The sequence below is a fragment of the Dyella acidisoli genome, from assembly GCF_030160295.1.
Taxonomy (GTDB): domain Bacteria; phylum Pseudomonadota; class Gammaproteobacteria; order Xanthomonadales; family Rhodanobacteraceae; genus Dyella_B; species Dyella_B acidisoli.
The window spans coordinates 20,916-32,522 of the sequence record NZ_BSOB01000030.1; the positions used below are offsets into that span (position 1 = coordinate 20,916).

At 60.9% G+C, this 11,607-nt stretch carries 13 protein-coding genes; 5 read left to right on the forward strand and 8 right to left on the reverse strand.

Features of this window, described 5'->3' with window-relative positions:
- Positions 1-53: 53 nt before the first annotated feature.
- From QQJ86_RS15125 to hutI, 3 genes are all read left to right on the forward strand, one after another.
- Positions 54-1,616, forward strand: coding sequence for a bifunctional GNAT family N-acetyltransferase/carbon-nitrogen hydrolase family protein (locus QQJ86_RS15125; protein ID WP_284321807.1), 1,563 nt, complete (start codon positions 54-56; stop codon positions 1,614-1,616).
- A 157-nt stretch (positions 1,617-1,773) separates the two neighbouring features.
- Positions 1,774-3,243 carry a chloride channel protein gene (locus QQJ86_RS15130; protein WP_284321808.1) on the forward strand — a complete coding sequence of 490 codons (1,470 nt, stop codon included), beginning with the start codon at positions 1,774-1,776 and terminating at the stop codon, positions 3,241-3,243.
- Positions 3,240-4,454 carry an imidazolonepropionase gene (gene hutI, locus QQJ86_RS15135; RefSeq protein ID WP_284321809.1) on the forward strand — a complete coding sequence of 405 codons (1,215 nt, stop codon included), beginning with the start codon at positions 3,240-3,242 and terminating at the stop codon, positions 4,452-4,454. Before QQJ86_RS15130 ends, hutI begins: the two co-directional genes overlap by 4 nt.
- A 72-nt stretch (positions 4,455-4,526) precedes the next feature.
- Here the strand turns inward: hutI and QQJ86_RS15140 are convergent, their stop codons facing one another.
- The 7 genes from QQJ86_RS15140 to QQJ86_RS15170 all read right to left on the reverse strand — a co-directional run bounded on the left by QQJ86_RS15140 (position 4,527) and on the right by QQJ86_RS15170 (position 9,443).
- Positions 4,527-4,694 carry a 30S ribosomal protein THX gene (locus QQJ86_RS15140; RefSeq protein ID WP_284321810.1) on the reverse strand — a complete coding sequence of 56 codons (168 nt, stop codon included), beginning with the start codon at positions 4,692-4,694 and terminating at the stop codon, positions 4,527-4,529.
- Between the two features lie 84 nt (positions 4,695-4,778).
- Positions 4,779-5,738, reverse strand: a complete 960-nt coding sequence (locus QQJ86_RS15145; protein ID WP_284321811.1) for a cation diffusion facilitator family transporter — start codon at positions 5,736-5,738, stop codon at positions 4,779-4,781.
- A gap of 56 nt (positions 5,739-5,794) precedes the next feature.
- Positions 5,795-6,229, reverse strand: coding sequence for a MerC domain-containing protein (locus QQJ86_RS15150; protein WP_284321812.1), 435 nt, complete (start codon positions 6,227-6,229; stop codon positions 5,795-5,797).
- A 260-nt stretch (positions 6,230-6,489) separates the two neighbouring features.
- The gene (locus tag QQJ86_RS15155; protein ID WP_284321813.1) at positions 6,490-6,993 is read right to left on the reverse strand and encodes a transcriptional repressor; all 504 of its coding nucleotides are present in this window, start codon (positions 6,991-6,993) and stop codon (positions 6,490-6,492) included.
- A 10-nt stretch (positions 6,994-7,003) separates the two neighbouring features.
- The gene (locus QQJ86_RS15160) at positions 7,004-7,279 is read right to left on the reverse strand and encodes a hypothetical protein (RefSeq protein ID WP_284321814.1); all 276 of its coding nucleotides are present in this window, start codon (positions 7,277-7,279) and stop codon (positions 7,004-7,006) included.
- Between the two features lie 228 nt (positions 7,280-7,507).
- A complete protein-coding gene (gltX, locus tag QQJ86_RS15165; protein WP_284321815.1) occupies positions 7,508-8,908 on the reverse strand; it encodes a glutamate--tRNA ligase in 1,401 nt (466 codons plus the stop codon).
- Positions 8,909-9,008: 100 nt separating this feature from the next.
- Entirely contained in the window at positions 9,009-9,443 is a 435-nt protein-coding gene (locus QQJ86_RS15170) for a DUF4399 domain-containing protein (protein ID WP_284321816.1), read from the reverse strand.
- A gap of 166 nt (positions 9,444-9,609) precedes the next feature.
- Here QQJ86_RS15170 and QQJ86_RS15175 point away from each other — a divergent pair, with 166 nt between their 5' ends.
- Positions 9,610-10,770, forward strand: a complete 1,161-nt coding sequence (locus QQJ86_RS15175) for a glycosyltransferase family 4 protein (protein WP_284321817.1) — start codon at positions 9,610-9,612, stop codon at positions 10,768-10,770.
- Positions 10,739-11,314, forward strand: a complete 576-nt coding sequence (locus tag QQJ86_RS15180) for a phosphatase PAP2 family protein (protein ID WP_284321818.1) — start codon at positions 10,739-10,741, stop codon at positions 11,312-11,314. Before QQJ86_RS15175 ends, QQJ86_RS15180 begins: the two co-directional genes overlap by 32 nt.
- An 83-nt stretch (positions 11,315-11,397) precedes the next feature.
- Here the strand turns inward: QQJ86_RS15180 and QQJ86_RS15185 are convergent.
- Positions 11,398-11,607: hypothetical protein (locus tag QQJ86_RS15185; protein WP_284321819.1), on the reverse strand; the 210-nt coding region annotated here is incomplete at its 5' end.

Here is an 11,607-nt window from a genome sequence, read left to right on the forward strand (position 1 = left end):
CATATTGCCAATACTCGCATCCGCTTCACTTCCTGTAAGAAAGGATGAAAGCCATGGCGAAGAAAAATGAAAACGCGCCTCTACTGACCTTGCGTCAAGCTGCGCTGGCCGACGTACCGGCGCTGGTCAATCTCACCGCCCGCATCTACACGCCCGAATGGGGCCATTCGGCAGAAATGCTGCGTTCCCAGCAGACGCACTTCCCCGAAGGGCAATTCGTGGTGGAGTACGAAGGCAACATCGTGGGCTACTGCGCCACGTTCCGTATCGATGAATCATTGGCGCTGGCGCCGCATACCTGGATGCAGATCACCGGCGGCGGCATGGCTTCGCGCCACAACCCGGACGGCCATTGGCTGTACGGCATGGAAGTGGTGGTGCATCCGGACTATCGCGGCATGCGCATCGGCCAGCGGCTGTATCAGGCACGCAAACGGTTGTGCATGGATCTGAAGTTGCGTGGCATCACGTTCGGTGGACGCATTCCCGGCCTGGCGCGGAACATCCAACGCTATGGCACGCCGGAGGCTTACTTGCAGGCAGTGGTGGAAGGACGGCGGCGCGATCCTACACTGAGTTTCCAGCTGTCCAACGATTTCGAGATCATCGGGTTGCTGCGCGGCTATGTACCGTCCGATCACGAATCGCTTGGGTACGCCGCGCATTTGGTGTGGCGCAACCCTACCCTGCTCGATCAGCCGGATATTCCGACCGTAGCATCGCCGCGGCATTTGCCCGACTCCGTACGCGTGGCCACGGTGCAATACCAGCAGCGGCGCATCCGCGCCTTCGATGAATTCGCTACACAGGTGGAATACTTCACAGACATCGCGGCGGATTACAACGCCGATTTCGTGACGTTTCCGGAAATGCTCACCTTGCAGTTGCTATCCATCGAGAACGAAGAACTCTCGCCGGTGGAAACGATCCGCAAGCTCAGTCATTACACGCCGCAGGTGAAGGAACTCTTCGGCCGCCTGGCGGTGCACTACAACATCAACATCGTGGGTGGCTCGCATCCGACCGAGCAGCCAAACGGTGACATCCACAATGTGTGCTATGTATGCCTGCGCGATGGCTCCATTCACGAGCGCGAAAAGCTTCATCCCACGCCCAGCGAACGCAACGTGTGGAATGTGACTGGTGGCGACAGCGCTGCGACCATTCTGACTGACTGCGGCCCGATCGGCGTGATGATCTGCTACGACGCGGAATTTCCAGAAGTTGCGCGACATCTGGCTGACCAGGGTGCGCTGATGCTGTTCGTGCCGTTTTGCACGGATGTGCGCGAAGGCTATCTGCGCGTGCGCTATTGCGCGCAGGCGCGCGCGATCGAAAACCAGTGCTACGTGATCATGTCCGGCAACGTGGGCAACCTGCCTGGCGTGAACAACTTCGATATCCAGTATGGGCAGAGTTGCATTCTTACGCCCAGTGATTTTCTGTTTGCGCGTGATGGTGTGGCGGCGGATTCCACGCCGAATATCGAAACGGTGTTGTTTGCGGACTTGCGGTTGGAAGGTTTGGCACGGGCGCGCAATGCGGGCACAGTGCAGAATTTGAAGGATCGGCGGTATGACTTGTATGAGACGCGGTGGTTGAGGCAATCGCGCTGATGCCTCGTTCTGCTCCCTCTCCCCCTCCGGGGAGAGGGTTGGGGTGAGGGGACAACCTCGCGAAGATCGACATCTGCACCCGTCGTCATTCCGGCGAAGGCCGAGGCGCCCGCCTTGCGTAAATGGAGGCGCGAGACGCATCTGCCATAATCCCCAGATGCCCGAATCCCCGTCACCACAACCCAGCGCCTCCAACCCACGCCTGCGCGCTGTCCTGGGCCACGAGTTCTTCGCCCCTTATCAATGGAAGCGCCGCATTGCGCTATGGAGCGGCGCGTTGCTGGTCGCGCTGGCGGCTATCTTGTTCGCCAAGGCCAGCGACTGGGCCTACCGCCTGTTCGAAAAGCTGCTGACGCATGGCGTGTGGATTCCGCTGATCCTCACGCCGCTGGTCTTTGGCCTGCTGAGCTGGGTGACGGCAGGCCGCCTGCGCGCAGCGCGTGGCAGCGGTATTCCGCAGGTGATCGCGACCATCCACGTCGACGATGCGGGTTTTCGTTCGCGCATGCTGGCTTTGCCCATCGCCGCCAGCAAGATGGTGCTCACGTTGCTAGGGCTGGCAGTGGGTGCATCGATCGGCCGTGAAGGGCCGACCGTGCATGTCGGCGCGGGGCTTATGTACTGGTTGGGAAGGCGCTTCGGCTTCGACGATTCGAAGGCGCTGTCGCGTTTCATTCTCGCTGGTGGTGCGGCTGGTATCGCTGCTGCATTCAATACGCCACTCGCGGGCGTGGTATTCGCTATCGAAGAATTGGCTGGCACGTTCGAGCATCGCTTCAGCGGCCTGCTGCTCACCGCCGTGTTCGTGGGCGGTGTGGTATCGATGGGTATTCTCGGCAACTACGCCTACTTCGGTACGGTACAAACCAGCCTTCCGTTGGGACATGCATGGTTGGCGGTTCTGCAATGTGGCATTGTCTGCGGCCTGGCTGGCGGCCTGTTCGCGCGACTGATTTTGCTGAGCCAGCGTGGGCCACTCGCTGTGATCGGCCGGCTGCGCGAACGCAACCCCGTGTTGTTTGCGATCGGCTGCGGCTTCGCGCTGGCGGTCATCGGTGTGCTGTCGCATAACACGGTGTATGGCACTGGTTACGCGCAGGCGCGCGAGTTTGTGCAGGACGAACCCAACACACCCGGACATGGCTTCGGCATTCTCAAGCTGTTGGCCAACGTGGTGTCGTACTGGGCCGGCATTCCTGGCGGCATCTTCTCGCCGGCACTGGCGGTCGGCGCAGGGCTGGGCCACAACATTGCCTATTTCCTGCCGAACGCACCGGAGACTGCCGTGGTGTTGCTCGGCATGAGTGCGTATCTCTCTGGCGTGACAGGCGCACCGCTCACATCGGCGGTGATCGCGATGGAGCTCACCAATAACCAGGACATGGTGATTCCGATCATGGCCGCGTGCCTGCTGGCGCGTGCAGCGGCATCCATTTTTTCGCCCACGCCGGTGTACAAGGATTTCGCGGAACGCCTGATCCAGGACTACGAGCGACAACAAGCCGAACGCGATAAAGCGGAGCAGCACGCAGCACCGCCCTCTTCCGCTGAAGAAATCGGCCCGACCAGCACTTATGGCGAACCGGTTGCGCCGGCACCGCCGAAACCTGAAGAATCCGATCCATGAACTGGGATTTGCTACTGACGCACGCATCGCTGGCCACCTTTGTCGGCGAAGCCAGCTATGGCTTGTTGAATGATGCCGCCGTGGCATGTCAGGACGGACAAATTGTGTGGATCGGCTCGATGCGCGATTTGCCTGCCGCTTCGGCGGCCACGGCGCGCGAAGTGCATGATCTGGACGGCGCGCTCGTCACGCCCGGCTTGATCGACTGCCACACGCATCTGGTGTTTGGCGGCGATCGTGCGCAGGAGTTCGATCTGCGACTCAACGGCGCCACGTACGAAGACATTGCACGTGCTGGCGGCGGTATCGTCTCCACGGTACGCGCCACACGCAATGCGAGCGAAGACGAGCTGTTGGCGCAATCGCTACCACGTGCGCGTGCTTTGCTCGAGGATGGCGTCACCACGCTGGAAATCAAATCCGGCTACGGCCTGGAGCTGAGTGCGGAGCGAAACATGCTGCGTGTCGCCCGCCGTATCGGCGAGGGTTTGGGCGTTCATGTGCAAACCAGTTTTCTTGGCCTCCATGCGTTGCCACCGGAATACAAAGATCGCCGCGACGATTACGTCGATCTAGTTTGCAACGAGATGTTGCCGGCGCTGGCCGACGAGGGTCTTATCGACGCGGTAGACGCCTTTTGCGAAGGCATTGGCTTCACCCGCGCCGAGACACAACGCGTGTTCGAGCATGCACGACAGTTGGGTTTGCGCGTAAAGCTGCACGCGGAGCAATTATCCGATCTGGATGGCGCGGCGCTCGTCGCCGAATTCGGTGGATTGTCCGCGGATCACCTCGAATATCTCAGCGACTCAGGCATCCAGGCGATGGCACGCGCAGGCACCGTGGCAGTGTTGCTACCCGGCGCCTTCTATGCACTACGCGAAACCAAACTTCCGCCGGTATCCGCGCTGCGCTCGCATGGCGTGCCGATCGCCATTGCGACGGATTGCAACCCCGGTACCTCGCCACTGCTTTCGCTGCGCCTGGCGGCAAACATGGCCTGCACGCTGTTCCGCATGACACCCGAAGAGGCGCTGCGTGGTATTACGGTAAACGCTGCCCGCGCATTGGGTTTGCATGATCGCGGCACGCTCGCGGTGGGTAAACGCGCGGACCTGGTTGTGTGGCATGCGAAGCAGCCGGCCGAGCTTTGTTATTGGATCAGTGGCGGACTGGTGCGACAAGTCTGGATCGGCGGCGTCGCGGCGTGACATCGCCCTGAAGTGCACACAAAAAAGCCCCCGACCAGCGGGGGCTTTTTCGTATCGGCGAGCCTGGAAAGCTCAGGCCGACTTCTTCTTCGGAGCGGCGGCGGCCTTCTTCACGACTGCCGGCTTGGCCACGGTTGACTTGGCACCGGCCACTGCGGGCTTTACCACGTGCGCGCGGGTGTTGCCGTAGCTGCCACGGTAGGTCTTGCCACGGCGGGTTTTGCGATCGCCCTTGCCCATAGGAAGCTCCTTGATTCGTAATGCTGTGGATGGTTAATCATCGTAGCAGCGGCGGGCCAAAGCGCAAGCGCGCCCGGAAAAGCACTAATGATGATGCGACGAATGGTGCCGTGCCCCGCAGTCGGGGCTTCCGTCCGGGCAATGTCCGGGGTCGATCTGCACCGTAGCGTGGCGAATGCCGAAGCGCTCCAGCAGCGTGCGATTGACCGCCGCCAGCGCACGTGCCCCGTCATCCCGGTCGTGCAATTCGAGGTGCAGCGTAGCCATGCGCGAACCCGAAGCGAGTTGCCATACGTGCAGATGATGAACATCGCGAATGGAAGCATCGGCACCTCGCAATGCCGTTTCTACCTCATGCGTATCCATGCCCTCGGGCACGCCTTCCAGGAGAATGTGCGTGGAGCGCCGTAGCAATTGCCATGCACTGTGCAGGATCAACAACGAGACCAGCACCGACAGCATGGGATCTGCCCAATTCCAGCCGAGCCAACGCACCGCCAACGCTGCAAGCACCGCGCCGACCGAACCAAGCAGATCGCCCAATACGTGCAAGCTGGCAGCACCAATGTTCACATCGTCGTGCGCGTGATCATGCAGGCTGCGCAACACGATCAGGTTCACCAGCAAGCCGACGATAGCTACGCTGAGCATGACACCGGAAAGAATCGCCACTGGCTTGAAAAAGCGCTCGATCGCTTCGTAAGCAATCAATCCGACCAGCACGAATTGCGTGAGTGCATTGACGAAACCGGCCAGCACTTCCATGCGGCCATAGCCGTAGGTGCGGCGCGCATCGGCGGGACGCTTCGCCATGCGCGCGGCAAACAACGCAAGCAATAGCGCAGCGGCGTCCACCAACATGTGGCCGGCATCAGCCAGCAGCGCCAGCGAACCGGACCACCAGCCGCCTGCTGCTTCGGCGACCATCATGCCCGCGGTAAGCACGAAGGCGAACAGCAATTTGCGCTCACGCCCTGTCGCGCCCGTCTCGTGGGCATGGGCGTGATGGTGATGATCGTGGGTGTGGCTGTGCGCGTGATTCATGCCGACATGCTAGAAAGCAGTGCGGCCGTTACACAATCACCGCGCTTGAGCGCGATTCATCCGTGCGCGCAATGCGGGCCATGTTCATGGCGAAATTGGTGGTCAAGGCGAAGATTGAAGAAATGCGCGCTAGCCAACAGCATGCCGCCGCAGGTCACCATCACGCTATGCACGATGATCGGATAGTTTTCCGCGAGCGTGACGCCCAGGACCAGCAACATCAGACCGGGAAGCGCCAATCGCAGCGGTAGCGGACGATGATGGCGGCGATAGCCATTGACCAAGGCGACCAGCGCAAGTGCGCTGGCAAACAGCACGAAACCCCGCTCGAAGGCGTGATCAGCGAGAAAGCTCAGGCCCAGCAGCGGCAGGATCGCCAGCACGAACGGCAAGGCCGCGCAATGGATGGCACATAGGAACGAAGCGGTTGCACCGATACGGTCAGCTATAGACCACCAGCGGGCATTCGGCGGCGTTGGCGTGGGATCCATGAGCGGGATGGCACCATGCGAAATCGCCGGCGGGGTCCGGCAACATTTTGATACATTATAACATCCGCAAGCTGTCCGCAAGGGACGGGGGAACGAGAGCCTTTTCAATGTCCCAGCGTAGTTCGCATAGCCCCTTAGTGGTCGCCGGGTGGTCGTGCGTGGCGCAGCGCCAGGCTGTCTGGTCAAGCCGCGCGCGGCCGCATGGCGACCACTAAGGGGCTATGCGGGCTGCGGGGGGGGGGATATTGAACAGGCTCTTTTTAGGCTTTACGGCACTGCTTGCACACGCCGTGCACTTCCAGCGTCTGCGCCTGGGGACGAAAGCCGAAAGCCTTGGCCTGCGCTTCGATCAGCTCAGCGACGCGTTCGTCGCACACTTCCTGTGCACTGGAGCAAACGTCGCAGATCAGGAACGGCACCTGGTGCGCTTCGGCCGGGTGATGACAGGAAACGAACGCGTTGATCGATTCCAGCTTGTGGATGAAGCCGTGTTCGAGCAGAAAGTCGAGCGCGCGATAGACAGTAGGCGGCGCTGCATTGCCATGACGTTCACGCAGATGATCGAGCAGGTCGTACGCCTTCACCGGCTTGCCAGCTGCGGCGATCAGCTCAAGCACTTCCTTGCGCAGCGGAGTAAGGCGCAAACCGCGCTCCTCGCTTGCATGCTCCACCGCTGCCACGAAATCGCTGGGGCTCTCGTGATGATGGTGGATGTGTTCCTTGGCGGACGTATTGCTCACTGAATTCACCTCGATGGCGATCATACACCTGCCACTAATGGGAACGAGGCAGCGGTGGAGGCTTCGCCGATTTGGGGGCAAGCAGCACGATAATCCAGCCGATGGGCCCGAGCACTAGCGCCCAGATCACGCCTGCCAACAACCGTCCGCGCCACCAGCCGAGCAGCGCTCCCACCGCGACGAAGGCCAGGTTCCACCAGAACAAAGCAGCCCATGGGACCATCGCCATCAGGTTGAAGAAGATGTGCAGGTAAGCGTCGGGGGCGTCCATGTCGACGCCTTGGGTGGCTTTGGCTAGGAGTTCGTCCACTAGCGCTCTACTCCCTTTCCTGGTGAAGCGGATATCTACACGTTCTCATGAAGCTCAATTTTTCGTGCCGTCATTCCCGCGAAAGCGGGAATCCATGTTGCTCTCCGGAGAAAGCGACAATGGATTCCCGCTTCCGCGGGAATGACGACCCCATGGCTTGATTACCCAATTTCGCAAGCTTTGCCCCTCACCCCGACCCCCTCCCCAAAGGGGAGAGGGAGAAAAAACTCAGGCTTGCGCCAGCGCCACCGCATCATCGATACGCTTCAACGCCACTTCGCGCCCAGCGAGATAAATGGTGTGATCAATCGACGGCGACACCTGCGTGCCGGTCATCGCCACGCGTAGCGGCTGAGCGATCTTGCCCATACCAAGTTCCAGTTTGGCGGCAACCTGTTCGATCACCTGATGGATCGGCTCCGGCTTCCACTCACATGCCGCGAGCAGCTCGCGCGCAGCTTGCAGCACCTGCGCCGCACTGTCGTTCTTCAGATGCTTGGCGATGGCCTTGTCGTCCCATTCGGTGATCGGGCCGTACCAGATCTTCGCGCGCTCGGCCATGTCCTTCAGCGTTTGCACGCGGTCGCGCAATGCGACGATCACGTCGGCCGGTGCAGGTCCCTTACTGAAGTCGATATCAGCACGCGCGAGATGCCATTCGAATTCCGGCGCCAGTTGCTTCGGATCATCAGTCTTCAAGTAGTGCTGATTGAGCCACAGCAGCTTTTCGGTATCGAAACGCGAAGCTGCTTTGTTGACGTCCGCCACGTCGAACAACTTAATCATTTCCTCGCGCGAGAAAATTTCCTGATCACCGTGCGACCAGCCCAGGCGCACCAGGTAATTGAGGATGGCGTGCGGCAGGAAGCCGTTTTCGCGGTACTCCATCACGCTCACCGAATTGGTGCGCTTGGACAGTTTCTTGCCTTCCTTGTCCAGAATCATCGGCAGGTGCGCAAACTCCGGCACCTTGGCGCCGAGCGCGTGATAGATGTTGATCTGGCGCGGCGTGTTGTTGACGTGGTCATCACCACGGATCACTTCGGTGATGCCCATGTCGATATCGTCGACCACCACGGCGAAGTTGTAGGTAGGCCAGCCGTCGGAACGGAAGATCACCAGATCATCCAGCTCCGTGTTGGACCACTCCACCCTGCCCTTGACCTTGTCGTCCCACACCACGGAGCCTTCCAGCGGATTCTTGAAACGGATCACGCGGTTCGGATCGTCGCGATAGGGTTCGTTGCGATCGCGGTAATAACCGTTGTAGCGCGGCTTCTCGCCACGTGCCATGGCGGATTCGCGCATTGCTTCGATTTCTTCCTTGCTTTCGTACGCGTAGTAGGCCTTCCCCGCTGCGACGAGATCGAGTGCAACTTGCTTATAGCGTTCCAGACGATGCGTCTGAAATATCGGCGCCTGGTCGGCACTCAGATCCAGCCATTGCATGGCATCCAAAATGGCCTGCACGGCAGCGTCGGTGGAACGCTCGCGATCGGTGTCCTCAATGCGCAACAGGAAATCGCCGCCGCGACGACGCGCCTCCAGCCAGCAATACAGCGCGGTGCGCGCGCCGCCGATGTGCAGGAAACCGGTGGGACTGGGGGCGAAGCGGGTGCGGACGGTCATGGTCTCGGCGATGCGGCGGATGGAACGGGAAATTTTAGCCGATGCCGCGATGGAACTCCCCTCTCCCGGAGGGAGAGGGGCTTTAGATTTTGCGCATTGCTTACTTCACATGCACCGTAACCACCTTCGATACCACCGGCGGATCAAACGGAATGTGGTTGGTATCACCCAGCTCCAATTGCAGCGTATGCGTGCCGGGCGACAACTTCAGTGTGGTTTCGGTCTGGCCGCCGCCGAAATGGAGGTGCTGCTCATCTTTCAGAATCGGCTGACCGGCAGGCGGCAGGTCTTTCACATCCACCAACAGATGATGGTGGCCGGTCTTTTCATGCGCATCGCCAGCGGGCGCAACGCCCATGCCTTTGAGGCCGAAGCGTACGGTGAAGCTTTGCGGCACGGTGGCGCCGTCCTGCGGGGAAATGATGTAAACCTCGGCGCCGGCCGGCGCTTTGGTGACCGGCAAGGCAGGCGCCTCGGCAGCAAAGATGGAACCGGTTGCGGTGGCTAATGCGACGACAAGCAGCAAGCGTTTCATGAGAGCCTCCTGATCCAGAAGTCCGTTCACGCAATCTAGCCGAGTTAGGTCCTTCTGGGCACGGTTTTCCTCGTTTGGTAACACCCGTAACCGGCCTGTCACCTGAACGCCATCGCAACGCAACGGCACAAGAGGAAGCTATCGCCGTACAAGACGAGGATGCGCCATGCGTATCGGCATCATCAGCGAGACGTATCCGCCGGAGATCAACGGTGTCGCGCTCACCGTGCATGGTCTGGCGACCGGTTTGGCCGCAAAGGGCCACGAGATCGATCTCATCCGTCCTCGTCAAACCGTCAGCCACACCGACGAACCGGGCATCCACGCACTGGAAACGCGCGGTGCGGCCTTGCCCCGCTATCCCGGCCTGCGCTTCGGTCTCCCTGCCTACCGCACGCTCCGCCAGCGCTGGACGGAACGCCGTCCCGATGCGATCTACGTCGCCACGGAAGGTCCGCTGGGCCGATCCGCCGTGAAGACCGCCGTGCGGTTGGGCATTCCTGTTGCAACTGGTTTCCACACCCGTTTCGATGCCTACGCCAATCACTATGGCGTGGGTTTTCTCACACCGGTCGTACACGGTTATCTGCGCCGCTTCCATCAACGCGCAAACATCACCCTGGTACCTACCGATGCGCTCGCAGCGGAATTGACGGCGATGGGCGTCGATCATGCACGCCTGCTGCGCCGTGCGGTGGATACGAAGTTGTTCCATCCGTCCAAGCGCGATGTCGCGCTGCGCGAAAGCTGGGGCGTGGATGCGGATACGCCAGTGGTGCTGTATGTGGGCCGCATCGCACCGGAAAAGAATCTGGAACTCGCGGTGGACACGTTCCGCGCAATCCAGCAGGTGGCACCGAAAGCACGCTACGTGTGGGTGGGCGATGGCCCTGCGCGCGCGGGGCTGCAGGCAGCGCATCCGGATTTCATCTTCGTGGGCATGAAGCGCGACGAGGCGTTGGCGGCCCATTACGCCAGTGCGGATCTGTTTCCATTCCCGAGCCTGAGCGAAACCTTCGGCAACGTGATCCTGGAAGCGCTCGCCGCCGGCCTGCCGGTGGTGGCCTATGCGGAAGGCGCGGCACGCGAACATCTGTTCGACGGCAACAACGGTTACCGCATCACCTCCGGCGATGCACGCGCCTTTACGGATGCCGCGGTAACGCTCGCCTCCGACATTAACTTGATCCGCCACTTGGGCCAGGCTGCGACCGCCAGCGTCGAACGCCTTTCGCCGGACGCGGTGATCCGCGAATTCGAGAACCTGCTGCGCGACCTGGTCGAGGAGAATGTGCATGACCGCCATGTCACCATCGCAGCTGCCTGAGCACGTTGCGCTTCCGCGCCACGCATTCGACCGGCGTATGTGCATCGCCGCCAACCGCTGGGGCGCGCGGCATGCTGTTGGTTTGTTCTTCGGCATCATCAGCCGCCTCGGCGACGGCGTGTTCTGGTACGCGCTGATGTTGGCGCTGACGCTGATCGACGGCCGCCGCGGACTGGAAGCGGCTGCGCACATGGCCGTCACCGGCCTGGTGGCGCTGGGTCTGTATCGTGTGCTGAAGCGCTGGACGCGTCGTCCGCGTCCGTTCCGCACATGCCCCGGCGTGATCGCGCACGTACCGCCGCTGGACGAATTCAGCTTTCCCTCGGGACACACGCTGCAAGCGGTAGGTTTCACCATCGTCGCGCTCGCGTGGTATCCGCTGCTCGCACCGCTGCTGCTGACCTTCACCGCATTGGTTGCGGCATCGCGCGTGATTCTCGGCTTGCACTATCCGAGCGATGTGCTAGCAGCGATCTTCGTTGGCAGTGGTCTCGGTGCGCTGTCGCTGTGGATCGTGCACAGCGCACCGCAGCTGCTCGCCTGATCAAAGTTTGCGCTGAGCAATTAATCGTCACGCCGTACTCACACGCTTTGCGCTCAATGACATAGCGCATCTATCCACAGGCTCTACCGGAGACTTTCCACAATCGCTGTGGAAAAGTACGCGCATTTGTTGCGCAAATTTTCATCACGCCGTGCCAAGTGGTTGATCGCAAAGATACGCACGCGAGTTTTCCACAGGGTTTTCAAGAAGGCGTCCACATTTGTTGTGGAAAACTGTGGTGCGATTTGCGTGCGCCCCACATGGCCGTCATTCCCGCGCAAGCGGGAATCCAT